14 protein-coding genes are annotated in these 17,684 nt (G+C 69.7%); 11 read left to right on the top strand and 3 right to left on the bottom strand.

Annotation, left to right across the window (positions count from 1 at the left end; all coding sequences use genetic code 11):
- Window positions 1-301: 301 nt before the first annotated feature.
- From KUV62_RS20180 to KUV62_RS20130, 11 genes are all read left to right on the top strand, one after another.
- Complete coding sequence (locus tag KUV62_RS20180) at window positions 302-1,462, top strand: glycosyltransferase (protein ID WP_222605552.1); 1,161 nt, start codon at window positions 302-304, stop codon at window positions 1,460-1,462.
- Window positions 1,459-2,910, top strand: a complete 1,452-nt coding sequence (locus KUV62_RS20175; protein ID WP_222605551.1) for an O-antigen ligase family protein — start codon at window positions 1,459-1,461, stop codon at window positions 2,908-2,910. Before KUV62_RS20180 ends, KUV62_RS20175 begins: the two co-directional genes overlap by 4 nt.
- A complete protein-coding gene (locus KUV62_RS20170; RefSeq protein ID WP_222605550.1) occupies window positions 2,907-4,103 on the top strand; it encodes a glycosyltransferase in 1,197 nt (398 codons plus the stop codon). Before KUV62_RS20175 ends, KUV62_RS20170 begins: the two co-directional genes overlap by 4 nt.
- A gap of 20 nt (window positions 4,104-4,123) precedes the next feature.
- Complete coding sequence (locus KUV62_RS20165; RefSeq protein ID WP_222605549.1) at window positions 4,124-5,347, top strand: polysaccharide biosynthesis/export family protein; 1,224 nt, start codon at window positions 4,124-4,126, stop codon at window positions 5,345-5,347.
- 58 nt (window positions 5,348-5,405) lie between these two features.
- Entirely contained in the window at window positions 5,406-7,766 is a 2,361-nt protein-coding gene (locus KUV62_RS20160) for an exopolysaccharide transport family protein (protein WP_222605548.1), read from the top strand.
- Window positions 7,767-7,798: 32 nt separating this feature from the next.
- The gene (locus tag KUV62_RS20155) at window positions 7,799-8,608 is read left to right on the top strand and encodes a sulfotransferase domain-containing protein (protein WP_222605547.1); all 810 of its coding nucleotides are present in this window, start codon (window positions 7,799-7,801) and stop codon (window positions 8,606-8,608) included.
- A gap of 34 nt (window positions 8,609-8,642) precedes the next feature.
- A complete protein-coding gene (locus tag KUV62_RS20150; RefSeq protein WP_222605546.1) occupies window positions 8,643-8,840 on the top strand; it encodes a hypothetical protein in 198 nt (65 codons plus the stop codon).
- Window positions 8,841-9,281: 441 nt separating this feature from the next.
- Window positions 9,282-10,346 (top strand): permease, encoded by a 1,065-nt coding sequence (locus KUV62_RS20145; protein ID WP_222605545.1) that lies wholly within the window; start codon window positions 9,282-9,284, stop codon window positions 10,344-10,346.
- A gap of 12 nt (window positions 10,347-10,358) precedes the next feature.
- The gene (locus KUV62_RS20140) at window positions 10,359-10,595 is read left to right on the top strand and encodes a thioredoxin family protein (protein ID WP_222605544.1); all 237 of its coding nucleotides are present in this window, start codon (window positions 10,359-10,361) and stop codon (window positions 10,593-10,595) included.
- 267 nt (window positions 10,596-10,862) lie between these two features.
- A complete protein-coding gene (locus KUV62_RS20135) occupies window positions 10,863-11,996 on the top strand; it encodes an exonuclease SbcCD subunit D (protein WP_222605543.1) in 1,134 nt (377 codons plus the stop codon).
- The gene (locus KUV62_RS20130; protein WP_222605542.1) at window positions 11,993-14,590 is read left to right on the top strand and encodes an AAA family ATPase; all 2,598 of its coding nucleotides are present in this window, start codon (window positions 11,993-11,995) and stop codon (window positions 14,588-14,590) included. Before KUV62_RS20135 ends, KUV62_RS20130 begins: the two co-directional genes overlap by 4 nt.
- A 7-nt stretch (window positions 14,591-14,597) precedes the next feature.
- Here the strand turns inward: KUV62_RS20130 and KUV62_RS20125 are convergent, their stop codons facing one another.
- The 3 genes from KUV62_RS20125 to KUV62_RS20115 form a co-directional block, all read right to left on the bottom strand.
- The gene (locus KUV62_RS20125; protein ID WP_222605541.1) at window positions 14,598-15,422 is read right to left on the bottom strand and encodes a MurR/RpiR family transcriptional regulator; all 825 of its coding nucleotides are present in this window, start codon (window positions 15,420-15,422) and stop codon (window positions 14,598-14,600) included.
- Between the two features lie 266 nt (window positions 15,423-15,688).
- On the bottom strand, window positions 15,689-16,237 hold the full coding sequence (locus KUV62_RS20120; protein ID WP_222605540.1) for an NADPH-dependent FMN reductase: 549 nt from the start codon (window positions 16,235-16,237) through the stop codon (window positions 15,689-15,691).
- Window positions 16,238-16,268: 31 nt separating this feature from the next.
- Window positions 16,269-17,621 carry an MATE family efflux transporter gene (locus tag KUV62_RS20115; protein WP_222605539.1) on the bottom strand — a complete coding sequence of 451 codons (1,353 nt, stop codon included), beginning with the start codon at window positions 17,619-17,621 and terminating at the stop codon, window positions 16,269-16,271.
- Between the last annotated feature and the right edge of the window lie 63 nt (window positions 17,622-17,684).

Below are 17,684 nucleotides of genomic sequence, written 5' to 3'. Positions count from 1 at the left end.
ATAGCTCGCTCAAGGGTTGTCACGGCTGCGCTGCAGCGCAGCGTTTTTTTACCTCCGGCCCCGCCTTCGACCCGGTGACTCGCCTCAAACGCTCATGAATTGAACAAAAACTACCTTGAGTCGCTATTTCTGCATCTCTTCGCTTGAGAAACCGTCGGAAGCGGGGCCATCCTTGAGCGTGGTCAGAACGACGGCCCCCTTTTCTACGGGGCCGTTTAGCAGTCGAACGGCCGGGCATGTCCCGGGCGGCACCCCCGTGTGCAAGGCATTTCACAAGAATGCTGGCGCGGCGAGGACTGCCATGAACACTGACACTGTCACGAACACATCGACCCACGGCCCGGCAGCGCAGGCGCACCGGCTCGACCTGCTGCTCTACATCGCAACCCTCGAGGGCGGCGGGGCCGAGCGCGTCTTCGTGCGTCTTGCCAATCACTATGCCGCCCAGGGGCGCAACGTCGCGCTCCTGGTCAACCGGCCCGACGGGCCGATCGCCTCGCTGATCTCGCAGAATGTCCGCGTCATCCCGGTGGGCGGCCCGAACGCACTGCGCAGCACGCCGCGGCTGGTGCGGATCCTCAAGCGCGAACGGCCGCGGGCGGTGATCTGCGGCCTCACGACCGCCAATCTCGCGATGATCCTGGCGGCGAAGGTCCTCGAGCTCACCACCGGTGAGCGGCCGCGCCTGATGGTCTGCGAGCGCAACGAGTTCTCCACCGTGTCGCGCCGCCTGCCCTGGGCCAAGCGCAAGATCTTCACCGCGATGGTGCGCGGGCTCTACCGCTATGCCGACAAGATCTCCGGCAATGCCTCCGGCGTCGTGGATGACATCTCGCGCGTCGCGCGGCTGGCGCCGGAAATGGTCTGCGTGATCCCCAACCCGGCCCCTGAGCCGGCGGAGATCATCGCCGCCTGCGCGACGCCGGCGCCGCATCCCTGGCTCAGCGAGAACCGGCCCGTCGCCATCGCGATGGGGCGCCTGGTGCCGCAGAAGGATTATCCGACGATGCTGAACGCGCTGGCGCAAAGCGACGAGGCGCTGCGTCTCATCGTGCTGGGTGTCGGCCCCGAGAAGGACCGGCTGGAAGCGCTGGCGGAGCGCCTGGGCGTGGCCGACCGGGTCGATTTCGCGGGCTTCCAGCTCAACCGCTTCGATTATCTGGCGCGGGGCGACCAGTTCGTGCTGTCCTCGCTCACCGAGGGCTTCCCCAACGCGCTGATCGAGGCGATCTCCTTCGGGCTGCCCTGCGTCAGCACCGACTGCGCCGGTGGCGGCCCGCGCGACATCCTCGGCGCCGCCTTCCCGGAAGCACTGACCCCGGTCGGGGACAGCGCGGCGATGGCGCAGGCGATGAACGGCGCGCTGCGCAACCCGCCCGAGCCGCGCCGGATCTCGGCGCTGGCCTCGCAATACACCATCCACAGCATCGCCGACCGCTTCGTCGAGGAGGTCATGGCATGACCTCGTCACCCTATGCCTATCACGCCGCCGGGGCGCGGCCGCGGCCGGGCACGCTGCACCGGCTCTCGCAGCGCTGGCCCGGCGTGCCGGCGCAGCGCGGCGACCTCGTCGCACGGCTGGTCGCGGTGTTCGGCCTGTTCTTCTTCTCCGGCTCGATGGTCGTGGTGCTGACCCCGGAAGGCGCGGCCTCCTCGCCCAAGGTGCAGGCCATCGGCCTCGCGCTCGGGCTGTTCTCGGGGCTCGATTTCATCCTGCGCCGGGGCGCGATCGCCCGCAGTGCCAGCCTGGTGTGGCCGGCGCTGATCCCGATCGGCTTCGTGATCGCGTCGATGATGTGGTCGGTGGACCCGGCGCTGTCGGCCCGCCGCATCCTCGGTCTGCTCTGCGCCACCAGCTTCGCGCTGTGGCTGTTCGAGCGCTTCCACGACCGCGGCCTCTTCGCGCTGCTCGCCGGGGCCGCCATCCTGATCGTTCTGAGCAATGTCGCGGTGGCCATCGCGGTGCCGTCGATCGGCACCCACCCGGCCCTGACCGAGCTCGGCGATCCCACCCCCCATGTCGGGACATGGCGCGGCCTCTACGATCACAAGAACGATTTCGGCCGCATGATGGCGCTCTGCGTGATGATCCTATGGATCGCCTATGCCGCGCGTCGCAGCTGGCGCCGGTCGGTGGGGCTCGGCCTGCTCGTCGGTTATCTCGGCGTCGCCGGCTCGACCTCCGGCCAGGCCGCCTTCCTCTCCGTCGCGGTGCCGCTGCTGGTGCGCACCATCGCGCTGCTGCGCCCGCTCTCGCCCTCGCGCCGCGCGATGGTCGTCGCGGTGTCGCTGCCCGCGCTGGTAACGGTCTACCTGTTCTCGCAGATCGTCGTGACCATCGTGCTCGGCCTGCTGGGCAAGGATCCCTCGCTGACCGGGCGCACCGACATCTGGCTTGGCACGCTGATGGCGATGAAGGGCAACATGGCGCTGGGCGGCGGCTTCGGCGCCGGATGGGGCCTCGTCGGCGAGCGCCTGCTGATCCTCACCGGCATCGATGTCGGGCACGCCCATAACGGCTATCTCGACCTGGTCACCGATCTCGGCGTCACCGGGCTGCTGATCCTCACCGTCTTCTATATCGGGATCTTCGTCTCGGCGCTGACCGCCTATTTCCAGGATCTCGCCAGCGAGACCGCGCTGCTCGCCGCGGGCATCGCCGCCTTCGCGCTGATCGGCAACTGGGTGGCCTCCTTCCTGATCCTGCACAACTCGATCTACTGGATCCTGCCGGTGCTCTGCGTCATGAGCCTGCGCCGCGCCCGCGCCCTGCAACTGCCCGGCGCCCTGCCCGGCCAGACCGCCACCGGCTTCGCACCGGGCTGGAGCCTCGCGGCCTCCGGACCGGCACGGGCCACGGCACGCCGCGGTACCTCTTCCCCAACTCCACAGCGCAAGGCCCTTTCATGAGCAACGCGACCACCTATCCGACCAGCCACGGCACGCGGGCCACGGCCCCGAGCCGGGAGGCGCGCCACGGAGCGAAGCTGACCTTCCTGATCAACTCGATGGAGGGCGGCGGCGCCGAACGCGCGATGGCCAACCTGCTGCACCATCTCGAGGGCCACCTTCCCGCCGACCGCGTCGACCTCGTGCTGCTCGACGATCTTCCGGTGGTCCAAGAACTCCCGGCCTGGGTCAATGTCGTCAAGCTCGACGGCCGCGGCTCGATGCTGCGCTCGGCCCGGGTCCTGGCGGGGTATTTCCGCAGCGCCCGCCCCGAGCTCTGCGTCAGCTATCTGGCCCGGTCCAACAGTCTCAACGTGCTGTTCTCCGCCATCAACCGGCACCGCGCGGTAATCTCGGAGCGGGTCCAGACCTCGAGCCACCTGTCGACCTCGCGTGCGGGGGCGCTCTATCGCTACATCACCCGCCGCACCTATCCGCGGGCGCATCGTGTCATCGCGGTGAGCGAGGGCGTGGCCGACGACCTGATCAACCATTTCGAGGTGCCGCGCGAGAAGACCCGGATCATCGGCAACCCGATCGACGCGGCCGCGCTCAACATCGCCGCCAGCGAGACACCCGCCTTGCCGCTGCCGCGGCGCTTCATCCTCGCGGTCGGGCGCATGGTGGTGAACAAGAATTTCGCGATGCTGCTCGAAGGCTACGCCCGCGCGCAGCCCTCGGCCGAGCTCGTCATCCTGGGCGACGGCCCCGAGCGGCCGGCGCTCGAACACATGATCAATGCCTTCGGCCTGGCCGGGCGGGTGCACATGCCGGGCTTCGTCCGCAACCCCTACCCGATCATGGCGCAGGCCGAGGCGCTGGTGTCCTGCTCCAACGCCGAGGGCTTCCCCAACACCATCATCGAGGCGATGTCGCTCGGCACGCCGGTGATCGCCACCGATTGCCCCTCGGGGCCGTCGATGGTGCTGCGCGGCACCGCCCTCAAGGGCGCGCCAATCGAGACCAACGCCCGCGACGGGCTGCTCATCCGCATGGGCGAAAGCGAGGAACTCGCGCGCGCCCTGGCCATCCTCGAGGACCCCCGCAACCGCGACGACTACGGCGCCCGCGCCCGCAGCCGCGCGCAGGCCTTCGGCGTCGACGCCGTGGTGCGGGATTACCTCGACATCATCGAGACCTGCATGCGGTCCTGACCCGCGCTTTCGGAGGCATCATGAAACCCACACGCATCTCCCCCGTCCCGAAGCTCCCGCTCACCGCCGCGCTTGCGCTGAGCCTGTCGACCGTCCTCGCGTCCGGCCTGCTGCCAGAGCCGGCCGCGGCGCAGGATTCGATGCAGGTGCAGGCCCTGAGGGGCTACCCGCTCGGCGCCGGCGACGTCCTACGGCTCGGTTTCCTCAACCGGCCCGACATCCGGCTCAACATCCCGGTCGAGCTGACCGGCTATGCCAATTTCCCGTTCATCGGCTCGGTGCTGGTCGGCGGCCGCACAATCGAGGAGCTGCGCGCGGAGCTGCCGCTCCTGCTCGATGGTGCGGTGCTGCGCGAGGAGGTCGGCAACGACATCCGCTCGAACAAGGTCGACAGTTCCGAGCTGATCCTGTCGGTGCAGTCCTACCGCCCCGTGGTCGTCGCCGGTGACGTCGCCGAGCCCGGCGAGATCCCGTTCAACGTCGGCATGACGGCGCGCACAGCGGTGTTCAAGGCGCAGGGCATCGGCTCGGTCAGCAACGGCACGCCGGGATCGGTCAACGTGTTCCGCACCCGGGCCGAGATCGGGCGCGTGGTGACCCGCTACGCGGTGCTCAACGCGCTGGTCGAGGCCGATGACATGATCTCGGCCGACGAGCTCGTGCTGCCGCCCAATACCGGCCTGACCGCTTCGAACCTCGTGGCCCGTGCCAATGCCGACCTCGCGCTCGAGAAGGAGAAGGTCGAGCAGGAGAAGAGCCGCGAGCAGCTGCGCGTCGATACGGCCGCGGATCGCATCACAACCGCGCAGGCGCGGGTCGAGAACCTCAAGGCCGCCGAGATCGTCGAGAACGACAACGTGCTCCGCCTCGAGACGCTGATCGAACGCCAGCTGGTGTCGAGCGACGTGCTCAACGAGGCCCGTCGCGATTTCCTGCAGACCTCCGAGTTCCGCCACAAGGCCGAGGCCGAGGCGGCGAGCGCGAAGCTTGCCTGGGAAGAGCTCCAGGTGACCTCGCGAATCGAGGACATCAATCGGCAGCAGCTCTGGCGCACCGAGCTTGCCGCGCTCGATGGCGAGCTCGACGTGCTGATGATCGCGCTATCCGCCGCCTGGGGCCAGGACGCCAGCGCCACCGTCTACCGCCAGACACCTGCCGGTATCATGCGCCTGACACTCAATATGGACGACATGCTCATGCCCGGAGACATCGTCGAACTCAACCGGACCTGGGTCGGCCAATGACCTGCCGCCAGCCGTCCCTCGGCCCTCGCGGGCCCCGCACAGGAAGTGGAGCGATCGGATGAATATTGATCGACTGACAATCAACGACAGCGCCGCCGCACACCAGGGCTACGACCGGTCTTCGAGCTTCGATTTCCGCACCGCGTTCCGCGTTCTCAAGCGCCGCTCGCGGACGGTGATCGCCGTGACCGTTGCCTGCCTCGGCCTCGGGGTCGGGGCCGCGCTCATCGCCGACAAGAGTTACGAGTCGGGCACCAGCGTCTTGCTGGAGGCACCGGCGCTCAACCCGTTCGGCCGCGAGCAGGTCTATTCCGGGCCCAAGTTCGACAATGTCACCATCGAAAGCCAGATGCAGGTGATCCGCTCGCCGCTGCTGCTGTCGCAGGTGGTCGAGACTTTGGACCTCGAGGACCGGCCGCTGTTCTGGGCGCCCGAGCCCGGCCGGTTCGGCACCAGGGTCGAAGAGCTGAAATCAAACCTCGCAGAAGCGTTGCGGCCGCCCGCCTCGGCACGCAGGGGTGCCCCGGACGGGGTACTGGGCACGCTCTCGGCCTTCGGGCTGCAGATGCGGAGCATGCTCGCCGAGCGGCTCGAGCCTGCCGACGACGCCGTCGAGCTGTCGGACGCGGAGCGCTTCCGCAACGCGGTGGAGAAACTGCGCGACGATGTCAGCGTGTCACGCAACGGGGTCACCTCGGTGCTCGCGATCAAGGCCAGCGCCAACAGCCCCGAGCTTGCCGCGGAGATCGCCAACGAGGTCGCGCAGGCCTATGTCATGCAGCGCTACGACATGCGCCGCGCCTCCGCCACCACCGCCGCCGGCTGGTTCGAGACCCGGATGGAGGAGCTGTCGCAACAGGCCGCCGCCGCCGAGGGCGAGCTCAGCGCCGCCTCCGGCCTCGGCAATGCCGACACCGGGGCCGCCCGCAGCGCCGGCACCGCCGCCGCCATGCGCGATGCGATCTCCGCCCGGCTCGAGGCGCAGGCCCGGTTCGACCAGACCATGCTGGCGACGAGGTCCAACAACCCGCTCGGCGTGCTGCCGGCAAGCTCGGCCAGCCCGGCCTTCGCCGAGCTCTCCAAGGCCTACAGCACCACCACCGATCCCGACGAGCGCGCCGACATGAACCAACAGGCCAAGGCGCTGCTGCCCGGCCTCCTGGCCACCGCCCAGACCAGCCTCGACGAGGCCATCGCCGCCGAGAAGGCCGCGCGGGACCAGATGGATGCCAGCGCGGTGGCGCGCAGCGAGGCGCAGTCCGATATCGGGCGGCTCGAGAGCGAGGCCCGCATCTACCGCGAGATGTACGAGACCTACACCACCACCTACCTGCGCACCAAGGAGCAGCAGACCTTCCCGGTGGTCGACGCGACAGTGCTCGGCGTGGCGCAGCCGCCCGAGGCGGCCAGCGGGCGCAGCGGTTCGCAGCTGCTGTTCATCTCGGGGCTCCTGGGCCTGACCCTCGGCTCCGGGCTGGCCTTCCTGCGCGAAAGCGCCGACGCCACCCTGCGCACCCGCGCGGCGCTGTCGCGCGCCGTGGGTGGCCCGGTGCTCGGCCTGCTGCCGCCGCTCGACGAGCCAGGCACGCTCGGCACCGCCGCCAAGCCGCTGACACTGCCCGAGATCAGCATTCTCCGGCCGAGGGTCGACGATCTCACGGCGCTGGCGGCGGAGGGCGATGCGGCCAATCTTGTGCCGCTGCCCAAGCACCGGCTCGAGCTCGAGACGATCCCCGGCCAGATGTCGATGACCCTGACGCATCCGCTGTCGCGCTATTCCGACACGGTGCGCCGCATCCGGGTGGCGTTCGACAATCATTTCTCGCCCCGCCACGCCAAGCGCGGCTCGGTGATCGGGTTCCTCTCGGACGAGGGCACGAGCACGCGCTCCACCCTCGCGATGAACTACGCCGAGATGATCGCGGTCGGCGGCAAGAAGACGCTGCTGATCGATTTCGACTGGCTGGAAGCCTTCCTGAGCCGCGCGATTACCCCGCAGGCCGGACTCGGCATGACCGACCTGCTCTATTCCATGAGCCCGAATTTCGAGCCCGACGATGTCTACTGGGTCGATGAGCGCAGCGGGCTCAACTTCCTGCCCAACCGCGCCCTGAGCCGCAGCGAACCGGTCGATCCCGCCACCTTCGACACCGCCATGCTGACGCGGCTGGTGGCGATGCTGTCGCAGCGCTTCGACCAGATCGTGATCGATTTCCCGTCGCTGGCCGACACCGTCGATGCCGCCGGCCTCTCCTCGGTGGTCGACGGCTTCGTCTGCGCCGCCGACTGGGGCCTGTCGAACCGCAAGACCCTGGCCCGCCACATGGCAACCAGCGGCATCCCCTCCGACAAGGTGATCGGTGCCGTGCTGGCCGGTGTCACCGAGGAACGCCTCGCACAATACGAAGCCACCGCCTGACCCCGAGACCGTGACGAACAGAGGACCGAGCAATGCACCCTTCCGTTATTTTCGTCGGCCCGACCAAATGCGGCACGACCTGGATCGACAGCTACCTGCGGACCCGGCCCGAGGTCAGCCTGCCGCAGGCCCAAAAGGAGACCTTCTTCTTCGACAAGTGTTTCGAGCGCGGCGCCGAGTGGTATGCCGCCCAGTTTGGCCAGCAAAGCGGTATCGGCGTCGAGGTCGCGCCGTCGCTGTTCCACAAGCGCCACGCGCGGGAGAACCTCGCGGCGACGCTGCCCGATGCGAAGATCGTCATCGTCTACCGCGACCCGCTCGACCGCGCCGTCTCGCATTATTTTCATTATCGCAAGGCCGGCGTGCCGCGCATGGCGCTGACCGAGATGGTTCGCGCCCATCCCGACATCGTCAATGCCGGGCGCTTCCGCACCCATCTGGCCGAGTGGCAGGCGACCTTTCCGGGACGGGTGTTCTTCCTCGAATACTCGATGCTCAAGACCAATCCCAAGGCGTTCTGCGATGCGGTCTGCGCCATCGTCGGCATCGCGCCAGAAGACAGCCTGCCCGAGGCGCTGATGGGGCAGAAGGTCAACGCCGCCTCGATCCCGCGCTCGGCCTTCTTTGCCCGCATCGGCCGCCGCGCGGCGGAATTCGCCCGCCGTCGCGGGCTGCACGGGCTGGTCAACACGCTGCGCGAGACCCGTCTCAAGCAGCTGCTGTTCTCGGGCCGCGCCAATGTCAAAGACGAGCGCGACGCGCTGCGCAGCGAGTTTGCCAGCTTCGAGAGCCTGTTCGACAACGAGCGCCTGCAGATCGTCTCGCATCAGGCCGCGCAGTAGCGCACCGGACCCACCCGTTCGAGGGGGAAGAGTGATGAACCTTTGGCAGCTTTTCTGGTCGGCCTACCTGGTCATAGCCGTCTTCGCGATCAGCATGACCTGCCGGGAGCAGCGGCGGTTGCGGCAGACGACGCCGCTCAAGGCCCTTCTGGGATGCGTCGCCTGCACGCTCTGGCCGCTGCTGGTGACGGCCATGCTGCTGCTGATCAGCGCCGACCGCAAAAAGAGCTGAGCGCGGCAGCGTCAGGCGCCGCTCTGGTGCCGGCGCCGCGCGCCAAGCTGAGCTCGCGTCAGGGCGGCGCACCGGAAAGGTCGGATTAGACCCCCGCCCCATGCCAGCCGCCGCGCCGAGCCGAGGGAGACGCAGGCGGCGTTCCTCCTCGTTCGCGCGACGTCGCAGAGCCCCTCGTCGACCGCACGCCCGCGCGGCTCGAAACGCCCTCGGGGCTTTCAGCATCGAGGACTTGGACGGCGCCCTGACCGTCACCCCCGCAGAGCCCTGTGCCCCCGGCATCACCTTGGACTGCCCCCCTTGAAGGCCATGCGCCACCAAGCGCCGATTGACCTGCGTCAACGCGGCTTGGCGGAAAACATGCGCCAATACGCATGTGAGAGACTCCCGCGCCGGTCTCGACGCGGGGCTCGCCGCCCCGAGCGAGGAAAGGCACGCCAGATGACCTCCCATACCCCATCCGCCGCCGCGCCAGCGCATCGCCCCGATTGGCTCTGGCATCTCGGCGTCGCGGCCTTCGTGCTGGCCTGGTGGCTGCTCTATCAGCGCCTGCTCGCCATCGCCGAATGGCTCACCGCGCTGCTGCCGGTGGACCGCCACAGCCATGCCGGCGAGGCCATCGCTTTCTTCCTCTACGACGTTCCCAAGGTGATGATGCTGCTGACCCTCATCGTCTTCGTCATGGGCGTGGTGCGCAGCTATTTCTCGCCCGAGAAGACCCGCGCGCTGCTCTCGGGCCGCCGCGAGGGGCTGGGAAACGTCATGTCCGCCGGGCTCGGCGTCCTGACGCCGTTCTGCTCCTGCTCGGCGGTGCCCCTCTTCATCGGCTTCGTCTCGGCGGGCGTGCCGCTGGGCGTCACCTTCTCCTTCCTGATCGCCGCGCCGATGGTCAACGAGGTGGCGCTGGTGCTGCTCTTCGGCCTCGTCGGCTGGCAGGTCGCCGCGACCTACCTCGCCTTCGGGCTCGCCCTCGCCATCATCGCGGGCTTCGTGATCGGCAAGCTGCAGCTCGAGGGCTGGCTGCAGGATTGGGTGCGCGAGATCCAGTCCGGCGCCGCCGCGCCCGTGCTGCCCGAGGGTGAGACCCCGAGCCTCCCCGACCGCTACCGGCTCGGCATCGAGGCGGTGCGCGAGATCTTCGGACGGGTCTGGATGTGGATCCTGCTCGGCATCGCGCTGGGCGCGCTGATCCACGGCTACGTGCCCGAGGCGCTCATGGTGCGCATCATGGGCGCCGAGGCGTGGTGGTCGGTGCCGGCCGCCGTGGTCATGGGGATCCCGATGTACACCAATGCCGCCGGCGTGATCCCGATCGTCGAGGCACTGATCGGCAAGGGCGCGGCGCTCGGCACGGTGCTGGCATTCATGATGAGCGTCATCGCGCTGTCGCTGCCCGAGATGATCATCCTGCGGCAGGTGCTGACCCTGCGCCTCATCGCGGTCTTCATCGCGGTGGTCGGTAGCGGCATCCTCGCCGTGGGCGTCCTGTTCAACCTGCTGTTCTGAAAGGAGCACGCCATGACATCCGTCACCGTCTACGGCCCCGGCTGCAAGCGCTGCGAGACCACCGCAAGGATGGTTTCCGAGGCCGCCGCGAAGCTCGGCATTGAGGTCGAGATCGAAAAGGTCACCGACGCCCGCGCCATCGCCATGGCCGGCGTGATCTCGACGCCTGGCCTCGCGGTGGACGGCAGGCTTGTCCATGCTGGCGGCCTGCCCGACCCGGCAAAGCTCGAAGGCTGGCTCGCCGCCTGAGTGGGGCAGCGCGGCGCGAGAGAGCCCCCCGAGCCCCGCAGTCGGAATAGGTTACTTGAACCGGGCCGCGCGAAGACGCCGCCCGAGCCGCGCAGCCCGAGATCGCCACCTGCGCCGGACCGCGCGGGCAGCAAGGCGCGGCCATCGTGGGAAAAGCCCTTGCAACCGGGCGATGTTCCCGTTTCAGTCTCGGCAAGACAGCGCCCGGCCCGCAACACCCCGTTGCGCGCCGCGTGCGCCGAATATCCGAAGACCCCGGGAGCCTCGATGACCCTGCGCTTTCTGCACTCCTCCGACCTGCATATCGGCCGGAAGTTCGCCAACATCCCCCAGCCCGCCGATGGCAATATCCGCGGCCGGCTGATGGAGGCCCGCCACGGCGCCATCACCCGCCTCGCGCAGGTGGCACGGGAGACTGGCGCGGCGCATATCCTGCTTGCCGGCGACACGTTCGACACCGCCACGCCCTCGCCGGCGGTGGTGCGCCAGGCGCTTGCCGCAATGGGCGAGGCCGAGGGCATCACCTGGTGGCTGCTGCCCGGCAACCATGACAACATGCGCGATGCCGAGCCGCTCTGGGAGACGATCCGCGAGACCGCGCCCGGCAATGTCCGCCCGCTGACCGAGGCGGCGCCCGTGCCCCTTGGCGATCAGGCCACCCTGCTGCCCTGCCCGATCGCCTACCGCGCGATGGGCGGCGATCCCACCGAGGCGCTGGTGACCATGCCGAGCCCCGAAGGCCAGCTGCGCATCGGGCTCGCCCATGGCGGCGTCACCGATTTCACCGAGAGCGGCGAGGTCATCGCCCCCGACCGCGACCGCAGCGCCCGGCTCGATTACCTCGCCCTTGGCGACTGGCACGGACGCATGGGCGTCTCGCCGCGCGTACATTACCCCGGCAGCCCCGAGCAGGACCGCTTCAAGCACGGCGCCCGCGGCGCCTGCCTCTGCGTGACCCTGACCGCCCCCGGCGAGCCGCCGCAAGTCAAGGAGATCGAGACCGGCCAGTTTCTCTGGACCGAGATCCCGCTTCAGCTCCACCCCCGCCAGGACGCCGCAGCCGCGCTTGCCGCGGCGCTTCCCGCCTCCGGCCGGCGCGACGTGCTGGTGCGCGTGGTGGCCTCGGGCTGGGCGGCGCTGTCGGACCGGGCTCAGCTCGACGCGGCCATCGCCCGCACGGGGCCCGAGTTTGCCCATTTCGAGCTCCGCGCCGAGGCCCTCGGCACGCAGTACGACACCACCGATCTCGACCAGATCGACCACGGGGGCGGCGCCCTGCGAATCGCCGCCGAGGCGCTGATGGCCGATGCCGAGGCCGACACCCTCGCCCCGGAGGAGCGCGCCGCCGCCGCCGATGCGCTGGCCCGGCTCTATGCCTATGTCCGGGAGGGCGCGGAATGAAGCTGCGCGCCATCGAGCTGCACAACGTGCGCCAGTTCACCTCGCCGGTTCGCATCGACGGCATCGGCGACGGCTTGAATGTCCTGAGCGAGCCCAACGAGGCCGGCAAGTCGACCCTGTTCGACGCGCTGCAGGCGCTGTTTTTCAAGCCCCATGGCAGCGCCGACAAGGAGACCAAGGCGCTGCGCCCGCATGCCGGCGGCGCCCCAGAGATCCGCGTCGAGCTGGAGACCCAGGAGGGCCGGTTCACCGTCGCCAAGCGCTGGCTGCAGAAGGCCTCCGCTACGGTGCATCGCGACGGGCGGCTGATCGCTCAGGCCGATGCCGCGGAAGACTGGATCGCCCGCGCGCTCGGCCAGGACGCGGGCGGACCCTCGGGGCTGATCTGGGTCCGTCAGGGGCTCACCGCGCTGACCGATGGCTCGAAGAAGGAGAAGGACGCGGCGCTCGAAGCGCGGCGCGACCTGCTCTCCTCGGTCAGCGAGGAAGTCGAGGCGATGACCGGCGGGCGGCGCATGGACGCGGCGCTGCGACGCTGCCGCGAGGAGCTCGCGCTCTACGCCACCGGGACCGGTCGGCCGAAGACCGGCGGGCCGTGGAAAGCGGCGCAGGACCGGGTCGAGGCGCTGAGCGCCGAGCGTGACGGTCTGGCAGGGCTGACGCAGGAGCTGCATGGCGCGCTGGCGGCGCGCAACCGCGCCCGCCGCACCCTGGCCGAGCTTGCCGCCCCAGAGGCCGCGGAAGCCCGCCGCAGCCGGCTCGAGGCCGCCCGCGCCGCGCATCAGGCCGCCACGCGCCACGCCGAGGAGACCGAGGCTCTGGCCCGCAAGACCGACATGGCCCGGCTCACCGCCGCCAACGCGCAGGCCCGGCTGGACGGGCTGCGCAAGGCGCTGGCCGAACTGGCCGAGACGACGACGTTGGCCACCCAGACCGAGGGCACCGCCACGCAGGCCCGCAACGTTCACGCCGAGGCCTTCGAGGCTCAGGCGCGTGCCCAGACGGCGCTGCACGGGGCTGCCGAGGCGCTCGACCGGGCCGAGACCGAGCGCCGCCGCGCCGAGCGCGCGCAGGCGGCGCGCGACAGCGCCGACCGCCGCCGCGATCTTGTAACCCGCCTCAAGGACGCCGATCGCGCCCGCGGCGAGATGGAGCGCGCCAAGGCGGCGATCCAGGGCCCCGACGCCAAGGCGCTGCAGCGCATCGAGGCCCGCGCCGCCGATCTGACCGCCACCGAGGCCGCCCGCGATGCCCGCGCCACGCAGATCCTGATGCGCTACGCAGACGGCGCCTCGGCGCAGGTCAAACTCGACGGCCAGCCGCTTGAGGAGGGCCGCGCCCTGCCCCTGACCCGCGCGGCGCGGCTGGAGATCGACGGCCTCGGCACACTCGAGATCCGCCCGCCCGAGACCGGCGGCAGCGATCCGGTGGAGGCCGCCCGCGCCGCCCTCCGCAATGCGCTCGCCGAGATCGGTGCCGAGCGCCTCGAGGCGGCCCGCGCCGCCGCCGCCGCCCGTACTCGCGCCGAACAGGCCTTCGGCGAGGCCCGCGCGGTGCTGGGCTCGCTCGCCCCCGAGGGGCTCGATGCGCTGCGCCAGCAGCTCGCTACCCTGCCCAAGGCCGAGGAGGCCGAGGACGCCCCCGAGCTCGCCAGCGCCACCGCCGCCCACGAGGCCGCGCGCGAGGAGGAGAAGGCGCGGCGCGCCAGCCTCGCCAGCGCCGCCGAGCGGCTGTCGCAGGCGCTGTCGGAGAAGACCCGAACCGAGACCCTGCTGGCGCAGGTCAGTGACCGGCTGGCCCGCGCCCGCGCGGCCGTCGAGGGCGCGGAGAGCGACGAGGCGACGCTGGCGGCGCAGGCCGAGGCGGCCCGGCAGCAGCTCCTGCTTGCCGAGGCGGCGCAGGCGGAGAAGCTGCAAAGCGCGCCCGACCTGGCCGCGGCCGAAGCCGCTCTGGCGCGCGCGCAATCAGTCGAGGAGCAGGCCCGCCACGAGATCGAGACCCTGCGCCCCGAGCTGGCCCGCCTTGAGGAGCGCATCGCCCGCGCCGCCGGCGACGCGGTCGAGGAGCGTCTCGCAGAGACCGAGGAGACGCTGGCCGCAGCCCAGGCAGACCTCGCGAGGATCAGCCACGAGGTTGCCGCGCTCACCCGGCTCGAGCAGGCGCTCACCGCCGCCCGGACTGAAGCACGGGAGCGGTATTTTTCGCCCGTTGCCAAGGAGTTGAAGCCGCTTCTCAATCTTCTGTGGCAAGAGTCAGAGCTGACGTGGGCCGAGGATTCCCTGTTGCCGGACGGGCTCGTGCGCCAGGGACATGTCGAACCGCTCGACATCCTATCGGGCGGCACGCAGGAGCAGGTGGCGCTGCTGGTGAGGCTGGCCTTCGCGCGGATGCTGCAGGCGGCGGGCCGTGCCGCGCCGGTGATCCTCGACGATGCGCTCGTGTTCACCGATGACGACCGCATCGAGCGCATGTTCAACGCGCTGCACCGTCAGGCCGCAGACCTGCAGATCCTCGTGCTCACCTGCCGGCAGCGCGCCTTCCGCGATCTCGGCGGCCGGGCGCTGCGCTTCCAAGCACTGGACGAGACCGTCTGAGCGCCGCTCAGACCTCTCCCAGCCGGGCGTTGACCTCGTCGATGCGGCGCAGGCGAGAGCGCGCGATGGCGCCGGCGCGCTGGGTCGCGCGGCCGCCGATCTGGCTGCAGAGCGACAGCACCGCGGCGTGGCATTCCTGCACCTCGGAGCGCTCGGTCCGGCAGCGGAACTGCCAGCGCACGCCGGCTGCCGGCACATCCGAGCCGTCTGCGATCAGCGCCACGGGCACGCGGCTGCGGCGCAGCTCGTCGAGCAGCGCTTCGATGCGGCCCTCTCGGCTCCCCAGCGCCACGCAGATCACCAGGTCCTCGGGGCCGATCTCGGCCACGTGTTCTCCAAGGCTGACGCCGGGCTGCGGGATGCTGGCGCAGGTCGGTGCCACCTGCACGAGCTGGGCCTGCAGGTAATCGGCGAACACGCGGCACAGCCGGAAGCCCACCAGCCAGACCCGTCGGGCGCTCAGCACCGCGTCGGCCAGCGACTCGAGTTCCTCGGCATCGACCTGCTCATAGGTCCAGATCAGGTTGTCGATCTCCTCGCGCACGCTGTCGGAAATATCCGCCGAGCCGACCGCCGGGCGCGGCCGCACGCTGATCTGCCGGTTGGCCTGCTGGCGCTCCTCGCGCGCCGCCCTGCGGGCCGCGTCGTAATTCTCGAAGCCCAGCCGCCGCACGAAGCGCGAGACGGTGGCCTTGGACACGCCGCACAGGCGCGCAAGTTCCTGCGCGTCGTAGGACGCGAGATCGCCGGGAAAGTCGAGAAGGAAGCAACCGAGCTTGTATTCGGCTCTGTGCAGGTCGGGAAGTTGCGCACGGATACGGGCGAGAAACATAACAATAACCATTTTGAAATCAAAATTTCACACCCCATTTGTGCGGAGGTCTGATCTTTTGCGCAAGTCCCAGAGCCAAATTTAGCGTTAATCTTGTAAAAATTGCATATATCCACGGCGAGGCCCCCGTCATCAGGCGTTGCGAAACACCCCTTCGCACAACCATAAAGAAGTGAAGTGCGATCTCGTTCGGTATACCGCAGGCGCAGGAAACTTTGGTTTCACGCCTTTTCATCATTCAGATGACTGAACCGGGTTTGCGAAGGTCAGTGTCCGGCCGAGATCCAGGCCGCGAATCCCCCGACGAATGCCGCCAGCCGCTCCGCGGTGCGGTCGTCGGTGAGCCGGCCCTCGTCGTCGAACAATCCCGAGGCCTTCGAGACCATCATCCGTCCGTCGAACCACGGCCGCGTGCCCAGGGTGCGCAGCACCGGCAGCCAGGCATTCTGCGACAGGATGGTGCCGAAGCCCCCGGGCGAGGCCCCGATCAATGCCACGGGCTTGTCACGGAAGAGCGCGGCGCCATCGCCCGAGCTCATCCAGTCGATGGCGTTCTTGAACACGCCGGGGACGCTGTTGTTGTATTCCGGCGTCACCATCAGCAGCCCGTCGGCGCGATCGAGCGCGGCGCGCAGATCGAGCACCGGCTGCGGCGTGCCCTCGGCCTCGAGATCGGCATCGTAGAGCGGCACGCCGCGGATCGTGCGGGCGTCGATCTCGACCCCGTCGGGCGCGCCCTCGGTGGCAGCGCGCAGCAGCCCGGTGTTGAAACTGTTGCGGCGCAGGCTGCCCGACAATCCCAGAATGCGTGTCATCGCTGTCTCCATGCTGTCTCCCATGCAGAAGCTAGGCGGCGCGCGGCGCAGGTCCAGCCGCCGCATGGGCGGCGCGCTCGAGCGCCGGGTAGCGCAGCGCCAGGGTGAGCCCGCGCGCCACGAAGGAGATCTGCATCGCCAGCCAGAGCCCGTGGTTTTCGAGCGGCCCGAGAAACACCGCCAGCGCGACGCAGTAGAGTGCCGCCGACACGATCATCATGTTGCGCATGTCGCGCGAGCGGGTGGCGCCGATGAAGATGCCGTCGAACATGGTCAGCCCGAGCTGGGTGAACGGCGCGAGGACCATCCACGGCAGGTAGGCGCGCGCCTCGGCGCGGACCTGCGGATCGGTTGCCATGATGTCGATGATCGACGGCCCGAAGCGCCAGAACACCAGCGCCATCAGCGCCGCCGTGGCCATCGCCCAGAGGCTGGTGAGCACCGCGCCGCGGCGCAGGAGCTGCACCTGCCCGGCGCCGAAGGCCCGGCCCACCAGCGCCTCGGCGGCGAAGGCGAAGCCGTCGAGCGCGTAGCCGGTGATCATCAGGAATTGCAGCAACACCTGGTTGGAGGCCAGCGTCACGTCGCCGAACTTGCCGCCGATCAGCAGGAAGGAGACGAAGATCGCCTCGAGCAGCAGCGAGCGGATCAGGATGTCGGTGTTGACCACCGCCATGCGCTTGAGGCGCAGCCGGTCGAAAATGCGCGGCCAGTGGCGCGCGGCCGGCAGGCCCAGCGTGGCGCGGCAGAGCCAGAGCCCCATGGCGAGGCCCGACCATTCGGCGATGAAGGTGGCGATGGCGACGCCCTCGACGCCCCAGCCGAGCCCCAGCACGAAGACGAGGTCGAGCACCACGTTGATGGCGTTCATCCAGAGCTGCAGCACGAAGACGCCGCGGGTGCGCTCCTGCGCGATGAGCCAGCCGGTGATGCCGTAGATCGCGATGGCGGCGGGCGCCGACCAGATGCGGATCTGCATGTAGCTGCGGGCCAGCGCCTCGACCTCGGGCGAGGCCGGCGAGACCGCGAAGGCAGCGGAGAAGATGCCCCATTGCGCCGCGATCAGCAGCACGCCACCGGAGAGACCGATGATCAGCGCGCGGGTCAGCAGCGCCGCGACCTCGGCCCGGTCCCCGGCGCCGGCGGCCTGCGCCGCGAGCCCCACCGTGCCCATGCGCAGGAAGCCGAACACCCAGTAGATCGCCGACAGCACGATGGCCCCGACCCCCACCGCGGCGATCGGCTCGGGCTGCGGGATCTGCCCCACCACACCGGTATCGACGGCGCCGAGGATCGGGATCGTCACGTTCGACAGTAGGATCGGGATGGCGATCTTGAGGACGCGGGAATGCGTGATGGGGGTGGCGGGGGTGGTCTCGGACATGAACTGGCTCGATCTGGGAGCCCGCAGACCCCACGCACGGATGCGGGATGGACACATGCGCGG

Origin of the sequence: Salipiger bermudensis (assembly GCF_019801965.1) — a bacterium.
Classification (GTDB): Bacteria; Pseudomonadota; Alphaproteobacteria; order Rhodobacterales; family Rhodobacteraceae; genus Salipiger; species Salipiger bermudensis_A.
This window is presented reverse-complemented; position numbering and strand designations above follow the sequence as displayed.